Annotated in this window: 23 protein-coding genes; 12 read left to right on the top strand and 11 right to left on the bottom strand. The window is 73.7% G+C overall.

Annotation, left to right across the window (positions count from 1 at the left end):
* Window positions 1-18 precede the first annotated feature (18 nt).
* Complete coding sequence (locus ACZ6TV_RS25230; RefSeq protein WP_465299709.1) at window positions 19-750, top strand: SDR family oxidoreductase; 732 nt, start codon at window positions 19-21, stop codon at window positions 748-750.
* Window positions 751-804: 54 nt separating this feature from the next.
* Here the strand turns inward: ACZ6TV_RS25230 and ACZ6TV_RS25225 are convergent, their stop codons facing one another.
* The 4 genes from ACZ6TV_RS25225 to ACZ6TV_RS25210 all read right to left on the bottom strand — a co-directional run bounded on the left by ACZ6TV_RS25225 (window position 805) and on the right by ACZ6TV_RS25210 (window position 3,173).
* On the bottom strand, window positions 805-1,011 hold the full coding sequence (locus ACZ6TV_RS25225) for a hypothetical protein (protein ID WP_465299708.1): 207 nt from the start codon (window positions 1,009-1,011) through the stop codon (window positions 805-807).
* Between the two features lie 252 nt (window positions 1,012-1,263).
* Window positions 1,264-2,508 (bottom strand): hypothetical protein, encoded by a 1,245-nt coding sequence (locus ACZ6TV_RS25220; RefSeq protein WP_465299707.1) that lies wholly within the window; start codon window positions 2,506-2,508, stop codon window positions 1,264-1,266.
* 163 nt (window positions 2,509-2,671) lie between these two features.
* Window positions 2,672-2,965: a barstar family protein gene (locus tag ACZ6TV_RS25215; RefSeq protein ID WP_465299706.1), complete on the bottom strand. Its 294-nt coding sequence runs from the start codon at window positions 2,963-2,965 to the stop codon at window positions 2,672-2,674.
* Between the two features lie 34 nt (window positions 2,966-2,999).
* Window positions 3,000-3,173 carry a hypothetical protein gene (locus ACZ6TV_RS25210; protein WP_465299705.1) on the bottom strand — a complete coding sequence of 58 codons (174 nt, stop codon included), beginning with the start codon at window positions 3,171-3,173 and terminating at the stop codon, window positions 3,000-3,002.
* A 125-nt stretch (window positions 3,174-3,298) separates the two neighbouring features.
* On the opposite strand from ACZ6TV_RS25210, the gene ACZ6TV_RS25205 reads away from it, so the two are divergent.
* Window positions 3,299-3,817, top strand: a complete 519-nt coding sequence (locus ACZ6TV_RS25205) for a SigE family RNA polymerase sigma factor (RefSeq protein ID WP_465299704.1) — start codon at window positions 3,299-3,301, stop codon at window positions 3,815-3,817.
* Entirely contained in the window at window positions 3,814-5,016 is a 1,203-nt protein-coding gene (locus tag ACZ6TV_RS25200; RefSeq protein WP_465299703.1) for a TolB-like translocation protein, read from the top strand. Before ACZ6TV_RS25205 ends, ACZ6TV_RS25200 begins: the two co-directional genes overlap by 4 nt.
* Before the next feature lie 53 nt (window positions 5,017-5,069).
* On the opposite strand, the gene ACZ6TV_RS25195 is transcribed toward ACZ6TV_RS25200, so the two are convergent.
* The 3 genes from ACZ6TV_RS25195 to ACZ6TV_RS25185 form a co-directional block, all read right to left on the bottom strand.
* Window positions 5,070-6,296 (bottom strand): L,D-transpeptidase, encoded by a 1,227-nt coding sequence (locus tag ACZ6TV_RS25195; protein WP_465299702.1) that lies wholly within the window; start codon window positions 6,294-6,296, stop codon window positions 5,070-5,072.
* A gap of 86 nt (window positions 6,297-6,382) precedes the next feature.
* Complete coding sequence (locus ACZ6TV_RS25190; protein ID WP_465299701.1) at window positions 6,383-6,739, bottom strand: DUF427 domain-containing protein; 357 nt, start codon at window positions 6,737-6,739, stop codon at window positions 6,383-6,385.
* Window positions 6,736-7,314 (bottom strand): TetR/AcrR family transcriptional regulator, encoded by a 579-nt coding sequence (locus tag ACZ6TV_RS25185; RefSeq protein WP_465299700.1) that lies wholly within the window; start codon window positions 7,312-7,314, stop codon window positions 6,736-6,738. The genes ACZ6TV_RS25190 and ACZ6TV_RS25185 overlap by 4 nt, the downstream gene beginning before the upstream one ends.
* A 96-nt stretch (window positions 7,315-7,410) precedes the next feature.
* Here ACZ6TV_RS25185 and ACZ6TV_RS25180 point away from each other — a divergent pair, with 96 nt between their 5' ends.
* From ACZ6TV_RS25180 to ACZ6TV_RS25160, 5 genes are all read left to right on the top strand, one after another.
* Window positions 7,411-8,670 (top strand): MFS transporter, encoded by a 1,260-nt coding sequence (locus ACZ6TV_RS25180; RefSeq protein ID WP_465299699.1) that lies wholly within the window; start codon window positions 7,411-7,413, stop codon window positions 8,668-8,670.
* Window positions 8,667-8,858 (top strand): hypothetical protein, encoded by a 192-nt coding sequence (locus ACZ6TV_RS25175; protein WP_465299698.1) that lies wholly within the window; start codon window positions 8,667-8,669, stop codon window positions 8,856-8,858. The genes ACZ6TV_RS25180 and ACZ6TV_RS25175 overlap by 4 nt, the downstream gene beginning before the upstream one ends.
* A 61-nt stretch (window positions 8,859-8,919) precedes the next feature.
* On the top strand, window positions 8,920-9,588 hold the full coding sequence (locus ACZ6TV_RS25170) for a VOC family protein (RefSeq protein WP_465299697.1): 669 nt from the start codon (window positions 8,920-8,922) through the stop codon (window positions 9,586-9,588).
* On the top strand, window positions 9,588-10,493 hold the full coding sequence (locus tag ACZ6TV_RS25165) for an alpha/beta hydrolase (RefSeq protein WP_465299696.1): 906 nt from the start codon (window positions 9,588-9,590) through the stop codon (window positions 10,491-10,493). Before ACZ6TV_RS25170 ends, ACZ6TV_RS25165 begins: the two co-directional genes overlap by 1 nt.
* The gene (locus tag ACZ6TV_RS25160; protein ID WP_465299695.1) at window positions 10,490-11,446 is read left to right on the top strand and encodes a serine/threonine protein phosphatase; all 957 of its coding nucleotides are present in this window, start codon (window positions 10,490-10,492) and stop codon (window positions 11,444-11,446) included. Before ACZ6TV_RS25165 ends, ACZ6TV_RS25160 begins: the two co-directional genes overlap by 4 nt.
* Here ACZ6TV_RS25160 and ACZ6TV_RS25155 read toward each other — a convergent pair.
* Both ACZ6TV_RS25155 and ACZ6TV_RS25150 read right to left on the bottom strand, forming a co-directional pair.
* Window positions 11,431-12,300 carry an NAD-dependent epimerase/dehydratase family protein gene (locus ACZ6TV_RS25155; RefSeq protein ID WP_465299694.1) on the bottom strand — a complete coding sequence of 290 codons (870 nt, stop codon included), beginning with the start codon at window positions 12,298-12,300 and terminating at the stop codon, window positions 11,431-11,433. The two genes, ACZ6TV_RS25160 and ACZ6TV_RS25155, sit on opposite strands and share 16 nt — an antisense overlap.
* A complete protein-coding gene (locus tag ACZ6TV_RS25150; RefSeq protein ID WP_465299693.1) occupies window positions 12,297-13,589 on the bottom strand; it encodes an enolase C-terminal domain-like protein in 1,293 nt (430 codons plus the stop codon). Before ACZ6TV_RS25150 ends, ACZ6TV_RS25155 begins: the two co-directional genes overlap by 4 nt.
* Before the next feature lie 63 nt (window positions 13,590-13,652).
* On the opposite strand from ACZ6TV_RS25150, the gene ACZ6TV_RS25145 reads away from it, so the two are divergent.
* Window positions 13,653-14,534, top strand: a complete 882-nt coding sequence (locus ACZ6TV_RS25145) for an ROK family protein (RefSeq protein ID WP_465299692.1) — start codon at window positions 13,653-13,655, stop codon at window positions 14,532-14,534.
* Window positions 14,535-14,645: 111 nt separating this feature from the next.
* Here the strand turns inward: ACZ6TV_RS25145 and ACZ6TV_RS25140 are convergent, their stop codons facing one another.
* A complete protein-coding gene (locus tag ACZ6TV_RS25140) occupies window positions 14,646-15,443 on the bottom strand; it encodes a copper homeostasis protein CutC (RefSeq protein ID WP_465299691.1) in 798 nt (265 codons plus the stop codon).
* A gap of 56 nt (window positions 15,444-15,499) precedes the next feature.
* Window positions 15,500-16,024 (bottom strand): CGNR zinc finger domain-containing protein, encoded by a 525-nt coding sequence (locus ACZ6TV_RS25135; protein WP_465299690.1) that lies wholly within the window; start codon window positions 16,022-16,024, stop codon window positions 15,500-15,502.
* A gap of 47 nt (window positions 16,025-16,071) precedes the next feature.
* Here ACZ6TV_RS25135 and ACZ6TV_RS25130 point away from each other — a divergent pair, with 47 nt between their 5' ends.
* From ACZ6TV_RS25130 to ACZ6TV_RS25120, 3 genes are read left to right on the top strand one after another with little or no spacing between them, the layout of a single operon-like run.
* Window positions 16,072-17,166, top strand: a complete 1,095-nt coding sequence (locus ACZ6TV_RS25130) for an epoxide hydrolase family protein (protein ID WP_465299689.1) — start codon at window positions 16,072-16,074, stop codon at window positions 17,164-17,166.
* Between the two features lie 17 nt (window positions 17,167-17,183).
* Window positions 17,184-18,173 carry a LacI family DNA-binding transcriptional regulator gene (locus tag ACZ6TV_RS25125; protein WP_465299688.1) on the top strand — a complete coding sequence of 330 codons (990 nt, stop codon included), beginning with the start codon at window positions 17,184-17,186 and terminating at the stop codon, window positions 18,171-18,173.
* Window positions 18,174-18,223: 50 nt separating this feature from the next.
* Window positions 18,224-19,156 (top strand): fatty acid desaturase family protein, encoded by a 933-nt coding sequence (locus ACZ6TV_RS25120; protein ID WP_465299687.1) that lies wholly within the window; start codon window positions 18,224-18,226, stop codon window positions 19,154-19,156.
* Window positions 19,157-19,268: the final 112 nt, after the last annotated feature.

Below are 19,268 nucleotides of genomic sequence, written 5' to 3'. Positions count from 1 at the left end.
TCGCCTAGGCTCGCGTCCATGGGTCAGGTCACGGTCATCACCGGCGGCAGCAGGGGCATCGGCGCGGCGTGCGCCGTGCGGCTCGCGGCGGACGGGCACCGGGTCGCGGTCGGCTACCAGCGCGCCGCCGCGGCAGCCGCGTCGGTCGTCGCCGCCGTGGCGGAGGCGGGCGGGTCCGCCGTCGCGGTGCAGGTCGACACGTCCGCCGAGGACGACGTGGTGCGGCTCTTCGCGACCGCCGCCGCCGAGCTCGGCCCGGTCACCGGCCTGGTCAACAACGCCGCCATCACCTCCCCCATGGGCCCCCTCGCCGACCTGCACACCGAGGACCTGCGCCGGGTCGTCGACGTCAACATCGTCGGCGCCTTCCTGTGCGCCCGCGAAGCCGCCCGCGTCCTGCCCCGCGGCGGCGCGATCGTCAACATCTCGTCGGGCGCGGCGACACTGGGCAGCCCCGGCGAGTACATCCACTACGCCGCGAGCAAGGCCGCCCTCGACACGCTGACGCTCGGGCTGTCGAAGGAGCTCGGCCCGGCGGGCATCCGCGTCAACGGGGTCGCCCCGGGCATCATCCGCACCGAGATGCACACCGTGTCCGGCGACCCCGACCGCGCCGAGAAGGCCGGGCCGGGCATCCCGCTCGGCCGCGCCGGCGAACCGGCCGAGATCGCGGAGGCCGTCGCCTGGCTGCTGAGCGACGCCGCCTCGTACGCCACGGGCACCACCCTGCGGGTCGCCGGCGGCCGCTGACCCCCGGTCTCGCCTGGCGCCCCCGTTCAGCGGCGGCCCGTCGGGCCGCGGCGGTCAGCGCTCGTGGAGGGTGTCGACGTCGGCCCCCTGGTCGAGGAGGTAGCGCACGGCGCGGTCGAGGTCGGTCTGGCGCAGGACGAGCGCGCCGATCCTGGTCTTGCGGGAGCCCTGAGCCCCGCGGTCATAGACGTCGACCCCCCGGGACCGCACCTCCAGCCGCCACCGCCCGTCATCGGTGACCAGCACCCGCATCCCCCGCACCGCATGATTCTCGGATCGCGTCGGTCGATTTTCCGCATATTTCCGAAAAATCGGAACCATCCGACTCACGGTCAACGCCTGCCGGCCGCCGCGATGCTCACCCGGTCCTACTGATCGACGGTGAAGATGACGGCCCGTCTAGCCGCCGCGGCGTTGCGGTAGAACATCCCTCGACATGCCACGACCGCACGGTACCCGGGCCGGTACGCGTTGCAGACGCACAGGCTCACGTCCAGCCGACCGCACACACAGTCAGTCGTCCTCGTCGTGGGCGTCGCCGTCCCTCCGCCAGCGCAGCGCCCGTTCAGTGAGTTTGCCCGTCACCAACTTGGCCCGGTCGAACGTCTCGGCGCCGATACGGCGGGCAGTGTCGACGTGGTCCGCGCCGGTCTCCAATGCTTTGTCGCGCACCTCCTTTGCCGCGTCCCCCCAGCGCCGGGCCTCCGCGGAGTGCCGATCGCCCTCGATCCCGAGCCGGCCGCGGAACTCCACGACCGCGGTTGAGACGTGATTGCTCGACAGCACCACGGCCGGGGCCTTGGCCGGATGGAGCAGCACCCGCTTGTTGGCCGTTCCGGCGGCCGCATCCATGCGGGCCAGCAGCCGCTCGGTGCTCCGGGCGATGAGCTCGAGCCGGTTCTGCCGAGCAGCTTTCAGACCGAGGCGGTGTCGGTTGAGTTCCTCTGGGGCCGCGTCCAGCACCCGGTCGAGCTCGAGTACGCCGATCGCGTCCTGCAGCTGGAAACAGCGGGCCAGCACGGCGAGCCACTCCTGAACCTTGGTCTCGGCGTCCCGGGCAGCCTTGGCGAGATCGCCGATGTCGGCCTTGTGCTCAAGCTTCTCGGCGAGCGCATCGAGCTGCCGCAGCGCGTACGCCTGGGTCTTGCCGACCGTCACGGGTGTGGCCTGCACCTTCGACCAGGTCACCTCGGACACCCGCCCGACCTCGGCCCGGATCGTCATGGCCTCCTCGATCACGAAGTCGGCACCGACCATGTCGGCCAGCACGGCGTCCTTCTGCGCGCGCAGGACGTCGTCGACCTTCTCGTCGATCACCGCGAGATAGTCGGTGATCTCGTCCATGGCCTGCTGCATGGCCAGCTGCGCCATGATCCCGGCGGCCCCTGCCAGTACCGCCGGGTTGGTCAGCAACGACCCGGAGCCTTTGCCCGCGAACTCGACGAAGCCCTTGATCTGTCCCTTGCCGCCCTTGAGCACCCCGGTGCCGAGCCCCGACTTCGAGCTTTCCCGCAGCCCGTACTTGCTCACTGCCTGCGCTGACTCCCGCGTCAGCTGCACCCACCGACCCGAGTTCGCGGCGATCTCGGACCCTGCCTGCGCGACCGCGGAGCCAGCACCGAGTACCGGTCCGAGCCGGTGCAGCCCGAGGTCCTTGGCCGGCAGTCCTTCCGAAGCGAGGAACCGCTCGACCGCAGCCGGAGGCCCGATGACCGCCAGCCCGTCACCGTCGCTGATCAGCTGAATCTCGTCGTCCATCGTCGGCTCCTGCCGTTGGCGGAGGACCAGCTTCGCACAGAAGCCAGCCGGGCGTTGCGCATAGGAACTGCTCTGCTCATCACGTCTGCAAAACGGCCCGACGTCACGCCACGCGAAGGCAGCGGCAGATGAGGATGCCGCGCGCGAAACGGTCTGGACGGCGCTATGCGAGTTCGTAGGTGAAGCGATCGACCCGATCCCCGGCGGCGTCCTGGTCGGCCGCCGCGCGAAGGATGCCTTCGATTCGTTTGAACGCGGCTCGTCCCATGGCCGAGCGACTCCCCCGGGCTGCGGTCCAGGTCACATGCACGGGACACGGAACATCGGTGGTCAGCCGGTCCCACAACGCGTCCAACTTGTGCCCGTAGTAGGGGCCGAAGTCCAGAAGCCCCGCCATGTGGCGGTGGAAGTCTGCCTCGGAGCTGATCTGGTTCCCGTCAAGCTGCACACGCACCACTGTGGGAGCGTGTGCCGCGGATGCCGACGAGTGTCTACCGCACGGTCATGTCGACCAGCGTTGTCAAGGCCGCCGTCGCCGAGCACGAGTTGAACTCAGCGGTCCGGCCTGCAGGCACGCCCGGCTGCCTTGTCGAATCGGGGCCGTGGGCGTGGCGAACGTCTGACCGGTCGACGGCAAGAGGATGGAACGGCACCTCGACGGTCACACCGGGCACCCTATGAACGGAACTTCGCGTCGGTAGACGGGTTTGCCGTTCACCCAAGGTCGGGGCCAACCTCGGGCACCGCAGCGTTCGTGTACGGGGGTGGAGCAACGACTTGAGGGGTGCTGGTGGACGATGAGGCGGGCTTTCGGGAGTTCGTGGCTGCACGGCTGGGGCGCCTGTCGCGGATCGCGTTCCTGCTGACGGGCGATCATCACAAGGCCGAGGACCTGGTGCAGGTCACGCTCGTCAAGGTGGCGCGGCACTGGCGCCGGGTGGCGCGGGCGGGGGCGCCGGACGCGTACGTGCGGCGGGCGTTGTACCACGAGCATGTCTCGTCGTGGCGGGGCAGGCGCGTGCAGGAGACGACGACCGCGGACCCGCCCGAGCGGGCGACCGGGCGCGACGAGTCGGCGGAGACGGTGCGCCGGATCGTGTTGCGCGACGCGCTGGCGAAGCTGGCTCCGGGGCAGCGGGCGGTGATCGTCCTGCGGTACTTCGAGGACCTGTCCGAGGCCGAGACCGCTGACGCGCTCGGCTGCTCGGTGGGTTCGGTCAAGAGCCAGACCCATCATGCGCTGGCCCGGTTGCGGGTCGTCGCGCCCGAGCTGGTCGAACTCATCGAGGATTCGGAGGTACTGGCATGACCGGGCTGCGGGACGCGCTGATCGAGGCGGCGGACGACGCGCGCACATATGACGTGACCGACCGGGCCGTGCGGGTGGTCCGGCGCCGGCGGTTGGCGGCGCGGCTGGTGCCGGTCGCGGCGGCGCTGCTCGTGGTCGCCGGTCTGCTGGCGGTCGGGGTGCCGTTCGGCGGCGGCGATGACGCGCCCCTGCCGGTCGCCGCCGCGGGCCTGCCGGGGCGGCTGGTCCCGCAGGCGTCCGCGCCGGTGCTGCCCGAGGACCGTGGCGTCGGCCAGGCCGCGCTGGCCTACCTGGGCGGCGACGGCGACCAGGACCGCTGGGTCCTGGTGACCGCGGACGGCGGCCAGTACCGGGTGCACGGGCTGCTCGTGGACGGGATGTCACCGGACGGGCGGTGGCTGCTGGTGCTGCGGGCCGACGGGACGAGGGTCCTGCGCGACCTGACCGGCACCGCACGGCAGGAGTTCGCCGGTGGGGACACCACGTCCGGCGCGAGGTGGTCGCCGGACGGCCGGCGGCTGGTGGTGCAGGTCTCCGGCGGGTCCGGTGCCAACGATGCCGTCGTCACGTACATGGTCGACCTCGGCACCGGGGTACGCGCCACGGTGCCGCTGGACCCCGCGCTGCCCGACCGGGTGTGCGCGGTGCGCAACTCGGGGGTGCTCGTGCTGTGCCCGTCGCGCGAGTCGGCCTTCTCCGGGCTGCGCCTGGCCGACGGCACGACCGGGCAGGTCGTCCGCGACATCCCCGCCGGGGAGCTGGGGCTGCGCCCCACGGAGGTGGTGCCGGCCGAGCTCGGGACGCCGAGGCTGGGACCGGACGACCGCACGCTGTTCATCGGTACCCGCGACACGGCCCCGCCGGGCTCGGCCACGGGTGCGGGGGCAGTGGGGCGGCACCGGTTCCTCGTGGGGTTCGACCTCGAGTCCGGACGGGTGACCGAGCGGTTCCCGCTGCCCGACCAGATCCCCGCCGCCGAGCGCCCCACGAACGGGGGTGTCGAATACGGGCAGCCGGACGAGCGCTACGTCCTCGGTGTCCACGCCGACGGGCCGTTGCTGCTGCACATCGCGCCGAGCCGGAGCGACGCCTTCACGGCCGGATCGGTGTCGATCGAGCTGATCGCCCGGGACACCGGCGCGCTGAGCACCGTCACGCTCGTGTCGAGGCCCATCACGCTGATCTGCTACCCCGGCTGACAGCGGCCGCGCCGGTCGGGACGGTCATCGTCCCGGCCGGCGGTCAGGTGGGGTCACCACTGGGCGTAGGGGACGTTCCAGTCGCCGATGCCGTCGGTGAGGGTGAGGTTCTTCGCGGTGTTGCGGACCTCCACGACGTCGCCGACGTCGAAGTTCTCGTAGAACCACTTGGCGTGGTCGGGGGCGACGTTGATGCAGCCGTGCGAGGTGTTCTCCTTGCCGTGCTTGGGGATGTTCCAGTCGGCGAGGTGGACGTACTCCCCCGAGAGCGAGATCCGGCAGGCGAGGCGGATCTTGTCCTCGTAGTAGTTCGGGTCGTTCTTGTTGGTGATGCCGTAGGTGGCGGAGCTCATCGTGACGAGCGGTTCCTTCGTCATGAGGACGTGGACGCCGCTGGCGGTCAGGTAGTCGATCTTCTCGCCCTTGGAGCCGATGGCGCCCTTGCCGCCGCGGCCCATGCTGCAGGGGATCTTGCGGACCATCTGGCCGTCGACGTAGCACTCCATCTGCTTGGTGTTGGAGTCGGCGATGGCGATCCTGGACTTGCCGATCTTGAAGTTGGCGGAGGCGTTGGTGCCGCCGTAGACACCGTTGCCGACGTCGACGCCGAGCAGGTTGGCGTCGACCTTCACGGCGGTGCCGGGCGTCCAGTACTTCTCCGGGCGCCAGTGGGCGCTCTGCGGGCTGACCCAGTGCCACTTGCCCTCGACCGCGGGCGTGGTGGTGACCTTCATGGCCTCGGCGACGGCGTCCTTGTTGGTGACGGCCTTGTTGAAGAAGACGATGACGGGCTGGCCCACGCCATAGGTGTTGCCGCTCTTCAGCGCGAGCATCGGGTTGGCCTGGAAGGTGATCCCGACGGTGGCGGCCGGCTTCAGCGTGGTGAACGTGGCGGTCTGGTTGACCGCGGTGCCGGCGGCGTCGACGCCGGTGACCGTGACGGTGTAGGTCTGCCCATACGCCAGGGCGCCGGTGGACTGCCAGTTGTGCTTGTCGTCGGCCAGGGTGCCGGCGAGGGACTTGCCGGCGGCGGCGACCGTGACGGTGTCGAGCGTGCCGTTCTCGATGGCGACGGTGACCGGGCTGGTCGGGGCGACGTCCTTGCTGTCGGCGGCCGGCGTGATGGTGAGCTTCGCCGGCTGCGGGGCGGCGCCGCCGCCCGTGCCCTCGGCGCCCGTGGCGGCCGAACCCGTCTTCTTCTCACCGTCGTCACAGCCGGCCAGGACCGCGGCGGTGGCGACTCCGGCACCCGTGACCAGCATCTTGCGTCGACTCAGCATGTCTCGTCCCTCCCCGTTCGCGAACGCTACCCACACGAAGACGTTTCGCGTAACCCTTCGCGTTGCACATGGTCGGGACGAACGCGTCACTCCACCGTCAGGTCGACCTGGTCGGTGTAGAAGGCGACCCGCTTGGCGATCGGCTCGACGGCCGGATAGGGCGTCTCATAGGTCCAGATGACGTTCGTCAGCTCACGGTCGGCGGTGACGACGCTGTAGTAGGAGGCGTCGCCCTTGTACGGGCAGTGCGTCGAGTGCTCCGTGCGGCGCAGCGCCGACTGGTCGACGTCGGCGAGGGGCAGGTAGAACACGGGCGGATAGGTGGACTCCTGCAGCGTCAGCGCGTCGGTGGTGTCGGCGAGGACGGCACCGTCGACGCGGACCGTGACGCGGCGGCCGGTCGGCGTGACGGTGATCGGGTGGTCAGGTCCTGGAATCTTCATGCCTCCGACGCTACCTCGCCCCCAGCGGCCTGGCCGCCGGACGTGCGCTGGGTCAGCAGCCGGTCGACGCACCGTGACGCGAGGTCGGGCGTGAGCGTCCACGGCAGGAAGATCACCCGGTAGATGATGGGCGAGATCACCAGGTCGATGAGGTCGTCGGCGGCGAAGGGCGCGCCGGACCGGGAGGCCAGGACGACGGCCTCGGCGCGGCGGTTGCGCAGGCAGTCGGACTCGGTCTCGCCGGCGGAGGCGGCGCCGCCGCGCAGCAGGGCGGCGTTGACCGGCTTGGCGTAGTGCTCGACGATTTCACCCGCCCAGGCGACCAGGTCGGCGCGCGGGTCGCCGGTGTCGGGCAGCGGCCGGTCCGGGTCGAGCCGGTAGGTGGCGATGTCGTTGAGCATCGTCGGCAGGTCGCCCCAGCGCCGGTAGATCGAGGTCGGGTTGACCCCGGCGCGCTCGGCGATCAGCGGGATGGTGACCCGCTCGGCGCCGCGCTCCCGCACCAGGTCCTCGACGGCACGTCTGACCTGCGCGAGGACGACGGCGCTCCGGCCGCCGGTGCGCTTCTCGGGCACGATGTGACGCTCCTAACGCAACGATCGTTGCTTTAAGCCGGGGAAAACGGCGTAGCTTCAGCCTAACGCAATGGAAATTGCTTTAGGGGGTACGACATGACCACCGCTCTGGCCAGACCGGTCACACTGCCCGCCGGGGTCGCCTTCGCCGGCGCCGGTCTCGCGTTCGCGTCGCTGTACCTGGCGGCCGGGGCGCCGACGCCGCTGCTCGTGCTGTTCGAGCACCAGTGGGGCTTCGCGCCGTGGGTGCTGACCGTCGCGTTCGCCGCCTACGCCCTCGGCCTGCTCGCGTCGCTGCTCGTCGTCGGGTCGCTGTCCGACCACGTGGGCCGGCGGCCGGTCCTGGTCGGCGCGCTCAGCGTCGAGGTCGCCGCGATGCTCATGTTCGTGTTCGCGCCCGGCATCGGCTGGGTGATCGCCGCCCGGGTCGTGCAGGGCATCGCCACGGGCGCCGCGAGCAGCGCGTTCACCGCCGCGCTCGTCGAGCTGGCGCCGCCGCACCGCAAGCGGCTCGGCACGGTCGTCGCGGGCGCCGCGCCCGCCGGCGGTCTCGGGCTGGGCGCGCTGCTGACCGGCTTCGCCGTGCAGTTCACCCACTCGGCGAACCTCATCGTCTTCGGCGCCCTCACCGTGATCATGGTCGTCGGTACGCTCACCGCCGCGTTCTCCGCCGAGACCGTGACCAGGCGGGCCGGCGCGCTCGACTCGCTCAGGCCCCGGGTGACCGTGCCGCGGGCGGCCCGCCGCGAGTTCACCGCCGCGGTCCCCGTGCACCTGGCCAGCTGGATGTTCGCCGGGCTGTTCATGGGCCTCGCCCCGACGATCGTCCGGGACATCTTCCACCGCGACAGCGGCCTGCTCAACGGGGCGACCGCGTTCCTGCCGCCCGCGTCGGCCGCCGTCGCCGGGTACCTCCTGGGCCGCCTCCACCCGCGCCGCACGATCCTGCTCGGCGGCGCCGCGGTCCTGCTGGGCGCCGCGGTCGTCGTCACCGGCATCGTCGCCGTCGTGCTGCCCCTCGTGTGGGCCGGCGGGATCGTCGGCGGCGCCGGGTTCGGCGCCACGTTCTCCGGTGCGCTGCGCGCCGTCGGGCCGCTCGCCGAGACGCACCAGCGGGCGGGGCTGTTCGCGGCCGTGTTCCTCGTCGCCTACCTGTCCTTCGGCGTCCCGGCGATCGTCGCGGGGCAGCTCGTCGCCCCGCTCGGCCTGCTCACCACGGTCCTGCTCTACGGCACCGCGATCCTCGCCGCCGCCGCGGCGGGCCTGCTCACCCAGTGGCGGCTGACCCTTCAGGTCCGCGGCGGCGCTGCCGATGTGGACACGACCAGCCGGGCGAGCAGAGGAGTCACAGCATGAACGTCGGCCAGATCGCCTCGTCCGTCACCTGGAGCGTCCCCTCCGCGGGCCGCAGCGTCGACCCGGCCACCGCGAAAGCCCAGGTCAACGCCCAGGCGGACACGCTCAGCGCGCTCATGGGCAGCAAGCACAGCACCGCCGTGGCGAGCGGCCTCTCCGACGGCAAGGGCGTCGACATCCTCCTGTGAGCGGGCGGGTCACCGCCCCGGCGGGACGTGCGCCGCGCGGAACAGCGCTAGATTGGGCCGGGTGAACCGGCAGGAGATCAGCGACGCCGTCGTGGACGTCGGATGGCGGTACATCCTGAGCACCCTCATGACGGCGGTGCCGGTCGGCTCGGTCGGGCAGGCGGCCGAGGTCGCGGCCAGGTGCACCGCGGTCGCCGGCGACGACGCGGACCGGCACCTGTGGCTCGACCTGCGCGCCGGGCACGTCCTGCTGTCCCTGCAGAGCATCGCCGAGGGCCGGGTGACCGGGCGGGACATCGAGCTCGCCCGGGCGCTGACCGGGTCGCTGCGGGAGATCGGCCTCGCCACCGTCCCCGCCACGGGCCGGCCGGTGCAGCTCATCGAGCTCGCCGTCGACGCGGTGAACATCCCGGCCGTCCGGCCGTTCTGGAAGGCGGTCCTCGGCTACGGGGACGACCCGGCCGAGGCTCCTGACCCGGGCGGCGCGATCACCGACCCGCACCGGCTCGGGCCCGCCGTCTGGTTCCAGCAGATGGACAAGCCGCGCCTGGAGCGCAACCGGATCCACCTCGACATCAGCGTCCCGCACGACGCCGCGGCGCAGCGGATCGCCGACGCGCTCGCCGCCGGCGGCATCCTCGTGTCGGAGGCGGCCGCTCCCGCGTACTGGATCCTCGCCGACGTCGAGGGCAACGAGGTCTGCGTCACCACCTGGCAGGGCCGCGACTGATGCCCGCGGACACCGACGTGTTCGCCGACGAGGCGACCGCGGCGATGGTCGCGGCGTCCCGCGTCCCGCAGCCACCCGTGAGCCCGACCGCAAGCCCGACCGTGAGCCCGGCCGTGAGCCCGCTGGAGCGCATCACCGAGCTGCGCCGGGGCGGGGCCGAGCGCGCCGCCCTGCGCCCGCCCGGTCCGGCCGTGCCGGTCGAGGACGGCGACATCGGCGGTGTCAGGATCCGCCGGTACGGCCGCGGCGGCCCGGGCACGGTCGTCTTCGCGCACGGCGGCGGCTTCGTCCTCGGCGACCTCGCCACCCATGACGCCTTCGCCCGCCGGATCGCCGCCGCCACCGGCCGGACCGTCGTCGCCGTGGACTACCGGCGGGCCCCGGAGCACCCGTTCCCGGCCGCGCTCGACGACGTCCTCACCGTCCTGGACGCGCAGCCGCCGGGGCCGCTCGCGGTCGCCGGGGACTCCGCCGGCGGGTTCCTCGCGATCCTGGCCGCCCTCGCGCGGCGGGACCGGGTCGACGCGCAGCTGCTCGTCTGCCCCGTCGCCGGGCTCGCCCTGGACGACGACGGCGGCAGCGTCACGACGAAGGGCACCGGATACACCCTGGACGTCGCCGAGCTGCGCGAGTGGATCGGCTGGTGGGCGCCGCGGGCCGCGCCGGACCCGCTGACTGTGGACCTCACCGGCATGCCGCCCGCGCTCGTCGTCACCGCGGAGCACGACCCGCTGCGCGACGGCGGCGACCGGTACGCGGCGCGGCTCACGGCGGCCGGGACCATGGTCGTACACCGGAACGAGCGGGGACACGTGCACAACTTCCCTCAGTCGGCGCACCGATCGCCCGCGTGCGCGGCGGCCGACGCCCGCTGGCTCGCCGACGCCGCCCGGCTGCTGCCGTGACCCGCCTGGCGCTGCACGAGCGGGTGTCGGCGCGGCTGACGCTGCTCAGCGACACGGCGATCGCCGCGCTCGTCGACGGGCGGGCGCAGACCGGCGCGGACGGGATCGGCGGGCGGACCGCCACCCTCGACGTCGGCGGCGACCCGGTGTTCGTGAAGCAGGTCCCGGTCACCGCGCTGGACCTGGCGCACCCGCACTCGACCGCGAACCTCTTCGGGTTGCCGATGTTCTGCCAGTACGGGGTCGGCTCGACCGGCTTCGGCGTGTGGCGGGAGCTCGCCACGCACCGGATCACCACCGGCTGGGTCGTCGCCGGGCGGCACGCCGCGTTCCCACTGCTGCACCACTGGCGGGTGCTGCCGGCCGGGTTCGCGTGGGAGCCGGTCGACATCGAGGAGCGGGTCCGCTACTGGGGCGGCGCGCCGTCGGTACGCGACCGGCTGACGCAGCTGCGGGACGCCCCGGCGCGGCTCGTGCTCTTCCTCGAGCACCTCCCCCAGACGGTGCACACGTTCCTGCGCGCCAGCCCGGAGGCCGCCCCGGACGTCGACGGGTGGCTGCGGGACGCGATCGGCTTCATGAACGGCGAAGGGCTGTGGCACTTCGACGGGCACTTCGACAACATCCTGACCGACGGGCGGCAGGTGTACTTCGGCGACCACGGCCTCGCCCTGCACGAGGGGTTCGAGCTCAGCGGGCCGGAACGCGCGTGGCTGGGCGAGCACGCCGACTACGACCTGCGGTACACCACCGGGCACCTGGCGACGTGGCTCGCCGAGGAGTTCCGCGGCGAGGCCACCCGGGCCGAGGTCCTGCGCGGGGAGGCGCCGTTCCTGGGCCCGCCCCAGGCCGGCGTCGTGATGCGGCGGTACGCGCGGCGGGCCCTCGTGACGACCGCGTTCTTCCACGACCTGGTCACGTCGGCGAAGACGACGCCCTACCCGGTGATGTGACGCTTCGGGACGAAGCCGAGGAGCCGCTCGGCGGCGCCGGTGTCGATCGGGACGCGGCGGCCGGGGATCGGCGTCCTGACCGGTACGCCCGGATGGTGGGTGGCGATGAGCCGCTCGGTCGGCTCGTCGCAGAAGGTCTCCGGCGCCGCGACGAAGCACCGGTGGAAGCCGGTCAGCGGCACCGACGCGGCCAGCCAGGCGGCCTCGGCGGCGTCGTCGACGTGCAGGTAGGCCCACGAGTTCCGGGCGCCCTTGCCCGGGTCGGCGCGCAGGTCGGCGGCGGCCGCGGCGAGTCGCGCCGTGTCGCCGGTGAACGGGAAGCGCAGCGCGACGACGGCCATGCCGTCGCGGCGGTGGACCATCTCGCCGGTGAGCTCGTCGACGAGCTTCGACAGCGCGTACGGGTCCTCGATCTGCGGCGGGGTCGCCTCGTCGATCGGGTAGTGCGGCGGGTGCAGGTCGTGCGGCGAGAACGGCATGCCGAGCAGCGCGTAGCTGCTGGCCAGGACCGCTCTCGGCACGCCGCGGCGGGCGGCCTCGTCGAGCACCACGAACGTCGCCCGGGTGTTGCCGGCGAACACGTCCAGGGCGCTGCCGAGGGTCGGCGCCGGGATCGCCGCCAGGTGGATGACGGCGTCGACGGGTTCGGTGAACGCCCCGGCGACGACGCCCGGATCCCCGGCCGACCCGACGACGACCGAGACGCGGCCGTCACCGGCGCCACCTTCGGCTTCGGCTTCGGGGAACGTGACCGGCTCCAGGGAGAGCGCGACGACGTCGGCGCCCTCGGCCCGCAGGCGGGCCACCGTGGCGCGGCCGATGTTGCCGCCGGCGCCGGTGACGACGATCCTCACGGTGCCTCCAGCGCGCCGTCCGGGCGGCGGACGACGGCGGCCCAGCGGTCGAAGAGGAACTTCGTCGGCGGGTACTTCGCCGCCTCGACCTCGTCGACGTCGACGCCCCAGCCGGGCCGGTCCGACGGGTACATGTAGCCCTTGACCACGTCGGGGCAGCCGGGGAACACCTCGTGGGTGGCCTCGTTGTACTCGTGCGACTCCTGGAAGCCGAACGCGTGGCTGGAGATGTCGACGGCCAGGTTGGCCGCGACACCGACCGGCGACACGTCCGCCGGGGAGTGGAACGCGGTCCGCACCCCGCACAGCTCCGCCAGGGCGGCGATCTTGCGGGTCGGGGTGAGCCCGCCGATCGCCGACGTGTGCAGCCGGATGAGGTCGACGCCGCCGTCCCTGACCAGCCGCGCCGCGTCGGCGACCGAGCTGACCTGCTCCCCCACCGCGAGCGGCACCGGCGACGCGGCGCGGATCTCCGGCAGCCGGTCGTAGAGCTCCGACGGGATCGGGTCCTCCAGGAACGACAACCCGTAGGGCTCCAGGGCGCGGGCGAGGACGACCGCCTGTTTCGGGGTGAGCCGGCTGTGCACGTCGTGCATGAGGTTGACGGCGCTGCCCAGCCGGCCGCGGGCCGCCTCGAACAGCGACGGGGTGCCGCGCAGGTAGCGCTCCGGGTCCCAGCCGTCCGGGTTCGGCGAGTCCGGGTAGTGCCCGCCGGTGCCGGCGGCGCCGTAGCTGCCGAGGCCCGGCTCCGCGCGCTGCAGGCGGATGCAGCGGTACCCCTGGGCGATGAGCCGCTCCGCCTCGTCGAGGACCTCACGGGTGTCGGCGCCGGACGCGTGCGTGTAGACCTCGACGCCGCCCCGGACCCGCCCGCCGAGCAGCTCGTGCACCGGCAGCCCGGCCCGCTTCCCGGCGATGTCCCACAGCGCCTGGTCCAGCCCCGACAGGGCGTTGTTGAGGACCGGCCCGTTGCGCCAGTACGACGAGAAGTGCACCAGCCGCGTGATGTCCTCGATGTCCGCCGGGTGCCGGCCGACCGCGAGCGGCCCGACGTGCTCCGTCACGGCCGCCGCCACCGCCGCGTACCGCTGGGTGAAGGTCGCGCAGCCCAGCCCGTACAGCCCCGGCTCGGACGTCTCGACCTTGACCACGACCAGCGGCAGCCCCTCCGGCGCCGTCACGATCGGCCGGACCGCGGTGATCCTCAGCGCGTCGCGGGCCGGCCACGGCGGCACGGACTCGGGCAGGCCACCGCCGGGCCCCAGCAACCGGTCCGGGTCGTGTTCCACGGCATCTCCCTTCGGCGGCGGTCACGCATGATCCGTCGATCATGGGTGCGATAACGTTACGCCGTGCACGCAGACTCCCGCCCGGTTTGGGTCCTCGAAATCGGGGGCAGCCACGTCACGGCCGCCGGTGTGCTGCTGGACGACCGGAAGGTGATCCAGCGGCAACGACACCCTCTCGATCCCGCGCTGCCCGCCGACGGCATCGTCGACGCCCTCGCCGGCGCCGCGAAGCTGCTCGACCCGCACCCCGGCGACCGCTGGGCGGTGGCGATGCCCGGCCCGTTCGACTACCGCACCGGCGTCTCCCTGCACGCCGGTGTCGGCAAGTTCGACAGCCTCCGCGGCGTCGACCTGCGCGCCGCCCTCGGCGCCGCGATCCCGGCCTCGCCCGACGCGTTCACCTTCGTCAACGACGCCGACTCGTTCCTGCTCGGCGAATGGGTCGACGGCGCCGCCAAGGGCGCGACCCGCTGCGTCGCCATCACCCTCGGCACCGGCATCGGCTCCGCCTGGCTCGCCGACGGCAGCGTGGTCACCACCGGCCCGACCGTGCCCCCGGACGGCGAGGTGCACTTCTGCACCATCGACGGGGTCGAGCTGGAGGACGTCGTCTCCGATCGGGCGCTGATCCGTGCGTACCGCGCGGCGACCGGCATCGACGTGGACGGCATGCGCGGCCTGGCCGCCCGGGCCCGCGAGCTGGACGCCGCCGCGCAGACGGTCATCGACACCGCGTTCGGCGCCCTGGGCCTGCTGCTCACCGAGTGGCTGACCCGGTTCGACGCCGAGGTGGTCGTGTTCGGCGGCTCGATGACCGGCGCCTGGGACCTGATCGAGCCGGCCCTCGCGCTGACCCTGCCGGCCCGCCCGGTCTCCGACACGGAGCACGCCGCCCTGCTCGGCGCCGCCTGGGCCGCCGCCCACCCGGCCGCCGCGCAGTACTGACGCCACCGCCGCTTCCGCCGGCCCCGTCGCTCCCGTCGCTCCCAGCGGCCCCGTCGCTCCCGTCGCTCCCCGCGGCCCCGTCGGTCCCAGCGGCCCCGTCGGTCCCGTCGGTCAGCCGGCGGGAGGGCGGCCCAGGGCGGTCTTGAGGTCGTGCACGAGGGCGGGGTCCACCTGGCCGGTCCAGTCGCCGCCCCCGCGGACCGCGGTGCCCGAGTGGAAGGCGGTGACACCGGCCGCCCGCAGCGGAGCGATGTGCTCGCGCCGCAGGCCGCCCCCGGCGAGCAGCACCAGCCTGACCGCGCCCCCGGCGGCTCCAGCCATTCCGGCGGCTCCGGCTGTTCTTGCGGCTCCGACTCCGGCGGCGCCGGCTGCGACTCCGGCTGCGACTCCGGCTCCGGCTCCGGCTCCGGCTCCGGCTTCGGCGAGGACGGTGGGCAGGCCGTCGTGCAGGCCGGTCGGGGCGCCCGAGGTGAGGACGGTGTCGAGGCCGGGCAGGCCGGTGAGCGCGGCCCAGGCGGCGGGCCGGTCGATGGTGTGGTCGATCGCGCGGTGGAACGTCCAGGGTGCGCCGTCGAGGACCGCCAGGAGCTCCAGGACCGCCGGCAGGTCGACCGTCCCGGCGGGGGTGAGGAAGCCGAGGACGAACTCGGTGGCGCCCGCCGACCGCAGGTCCTTCGCGGCGCGGCGCAGGGCGTCGAGGTCGCCGGCGGCGAAGTCCGCGCGGGCCCGCAGCATCACGCGCACCGGCAGTCCGGTGGCGGCCCGGACGGCGGCGACGGTCGCCGGGGACGGGCTGAGGCCGGCGGCGGCCATGTCGCTGACGAGCTCGACGCGGTCGCCCCCGCCGTCGCGGGCGTGGCGCGCGTCGGTCGCGTCGAGGGCGATGACCTCCAGCAGCGGCGTGATCATGCCTTCATCGTGCCAGCGTGCCCCGCCGGGAGGCCAAGGCCGCGGGGCGCGAGGTGTCAGAGCGCACCGCGGCGGGTGCGGTAGGCGCGCATGCGGGTGTTGACCCCGCAGCCGGCGACGTCGCACCAGCGGGCCGAGCGGTTGCGGGTGTGGTCGTAGAACGCGTATCCGCAGTCGCCGGCGGCGCAGGTCTTGAAGCGGGCCCAGGTGCCGTCGGCGACCGCGGTGACGACCCCGCCGAGGACCGCGCCCAGCAGCGCACCGAGCCCCTCCCCCGGAGCCCGCCAGCGCACCTGCAGGGACGGCGACAGCTCGGGCGCCACCGCGTGGGTGCGCAGCAGCCCGTTCACGGCGCCGGGCGCGGGTGGCGGGCCGCCGGGGGTGTTGGCGCCGGCCAGGGCGCGGATCTCCTCCCGCGCCTCGACCGCCGCCGCCAGGTCGGACGCCGTCAACGGCCCGGCGGGGAAGCCGTGCTCCCGCATCCAGCGGGCCAGCGTCGCCGGGGACGTCACCGAGTTGCGGGTGCGCAGGAACGCCTCGACGAGGGCGAGCCCGCCAGGGGCCGGCGGCCGGTGGTCCATACCTGCCACGTTACCGGCAAAACCATTTAGAGCGTAACCTGGACCGTATGCGATTCCCGAAGGAGCAACTCGACGACCTGCGGCGGCGGCTGGACACGGCGCGCCTGCCCGCGGCGCCGATCCGTGGCGGTGGCGAGACGCCCGGGACGGTGGCCCGGCTCGACGACCTCATCCGGTACTGGCGCGACGGCTACGACTGGGCGGCCCAGGAAGCGCGGCTCGCCGGCCTGCCGCACCGGGAGGTGACGGTCGACGGCGTCAGGCTGCACGCGATCGTCGCCGAGGGCCGGGGACCGCGGCCGAGGCCGCTGCTGCTGGTCAACGGCTGGCCGAGCAGCTTCGTGGAATACCTCGGCGTGCTCGGCCCGCTCACCGACCCGGCGGCGCACGGCGGCGACCCGGCCGACGCGTTCACCGTCGTCGTCCCCGCCCTGCCGGGCTACGGGCTGTCGGACCGCGCCCTGCACCTGGACCTGGACCGGGAGGCGATCGCCCGGCTGTTCGACCGGCTGATGGTGCGGCACCTCGGGTTCGAGCGCTACGTCGCGCACGGCGACGACATCGGCGGCGGGGTGGTCAACCGGCTCGGCATCCATCACGCGGACACGGTCACCGCGATCCAGACCGCCAACTGGCTCGACGCCCACCTGCCGCCCGGCGCCACGCTGACCGGAGCGGAGGAGCGCTACCTGGCGCAGTCGCGGGAATGGGACCGCACCGAGGGCGCCTACGCGCACGTCCAGGCCACCCGGCCGCACACCCTGGCGTATGCGCTGACCGACTCGCCGGTCGGGCTCGCCGCCTGGATCCTGGAGAAGTGGCTCACCTGGAGCGACCCCGCCTCCCGGCTCGACCCGGACCTGCTGCTGACCAACGTGATGCTGTACTGGCTGACCGGCACCATCGCGAGCTCCACCCGTCTCTACGCGCTGTCGTCCCCGCCGGGGCCGCACGACGTGATCCAGGTCCCCGCGTCGGTGCTGATCCCCAACGAGCCACGGCTGCCGGTGCCGCCCGAGGAGTGGCTGCGGCGGGCGTACCCCCGGCTGACCCGCGTCGTGCGCGCCGGGCGGGGCGGGCACTTCCTGGCGGCGGAGAACCCCGACCTGTTCGTGAAGGAGATTCGTGACGCGTTCCGGTGACCCCATAAGCTGAGCCGGTGCAGCACAAACGGCCCACCCTCGACGACGTCGCGCAGGCCGCCGGGGTGTCCCGGGCCACCGTCTCGCGCGTCATCAACGGCAACCCGCGCGTCGCCACCGGCGTCCGCGAGCAGGTGGAGCGGGCCGTCGAGCGCCTCGGCTACCGGCCCGACCCCGTCGCCCGCGCCCTCGCCCGGGGGCACGGCGACGTCGTCGAGCTCATCGTCATCGACGACGAGCCGACCTGCTTCGGCACCAATCCCTACTACGGGCGGGTCGTCGCCGGGATCGTCGACGGGCTGCGCCGGACCGAGGCGCAGATGCGGGTCCACGTCGTCGGCCACGCCGAGGCGCCGCGGCTGCTCGACCGGGTCGCGCACACCGTGAGCGCCGGCGCCGTCCTGGTCAACGTGCCGCCGCCGCTCGCCGCCGCGTTCCACGCGATCTGCCCGCGGGTCGTGTCGATGAGCCGCACCGAGCCGCCGGTGCCGTCGATCGTGCCGGACAACACCACCGGCGCCTACGAGGCCGTGCGGCTGCTGCACCGCAACGGGCGCAAGCGGATCGCGCTCGTGCCCGGGCCGGCGCACAACAGCGACGCCGCCGACCGCCGCGCCGGGTATCTCGCCGCGGTCCGCGCCGCGGGGCTCGACCCGATCAGCGGCGACGACGGCTGGTTCAGCCGCGAGTCGGGCGCGGCGACGACCCGGCAGCTGCTCGCCACGCACCCGGACCTCGACGCGCTGTTCGTCGCGTGCGACCTGATGGCGTCCGGGGCGCTGCAGGTCCTCGCCGCGGCGGGCCGCCGGGTGCCGCACGACGTGGCGGTCATCGGCTTCGACGACAGCCTCGTCGCCACGTGCACGACACCGCCGCTGACCACGGTGCGCCAGCCGGTCGAGGAGATGGCCGCGGCCGCGACCCGGGCGCTGGTCGGCGGCGAGGTCGGCAGCGGGTGGCACGCCACGTTCCCGACCACGCTGACCGTCCGCGACAGTTCAGGCTGAGTTCTCCCGCCCGTTCTCCCGCCAGTTCACACCGGGGCTACGGTGCGGGCATGGCTGCCCGTCAGACATTGATCTCGGGGGTACTGACCACCGCCGCCGCCGGCACGCTCGTGCTGCAACTGCTGATCCTGCCGGTGTGGCTGCTGCCCGCCGACCCGCGCTGGGGCTGGCTGCTCGTCCCCGTCGTGCTCACCACCGTGCCGCTGTGGTCGCTCATCCACGAGGGCATCCACGGCACCCTCCTGCGCGACCGGCCCTGGAACGACCGGCTCGGCCGCGTCCTCGCCACCGGGTACGGCGCCCCCTTCACGTTGCTGAAGGCCGGGCATCTGCTGCACCACCGGTACAGCCGGACCCGCCGCGAACGGACCGAGGTCTACGACCCGGCGGTCACCACGTGGCTCGCCGCCGCGCGCGGCTACTACCCGCGCCTGCTCGGCGGTCTCTACCTCCTGGAGGTCGCGTCGGTGCTGCTGGCCGCCGTGCCCGGCGCCGGGTGGCGGTGGCTGGTGCGCCGCACCGACTCCCTGGACTCCGTCACCGGCCTGCTCTTCGAGCGGGTGTCGCGGCGCGAGCACCTGCGCCGCTTCCGCCTCGAGTCGGTCGCCGTGGTCCTCACGTACGCCGGCTCCGCCGCGGGCTACGGCCGGCACCTCTGGATGCTCGCCGCCGCCGTCGGCGGGCGCGCGCTGCTGGTGTCGCTCGCCGACAACGCCTACCACTACCGGACCCGCCTGGAGCTGCCCCTGGAGGCGATGAACCTGCGGCTGCCCCGGCCGATGGAGCTGTTCGTGCTCGCGTTCAACCTGCACGGCGTGCACCACCGGCATCCCGGGCTGCACTGGTACGAGCTGCGCGCCGCCTTCCACGCCGACGGCGACGAGTGGCACCTGGGCTGGACCGCCGCGGTGGCCCGCCAGCTGCGCGGTCCGGTGCCGGAGCCGGTGCTGCTGCAACCGGAGCGGAGCGCACCGGCCCGCTGACCGGCGGGCCGGGTCACCGTCCGGGTCACGCCGTCCGGGTCACGCCGTCCGGGTCACGCCGTCCGGGTCACGCCGTCCGGGTCACGCCGTCCGGGTCACGCCGTCCGGGTCA

This window comes from Dactylosporangium sp. NPDC051087, assembly GCF_055586325.1.
This window is presented reverse-complemented; position numbering and strand designations above follow the sequence as displayed.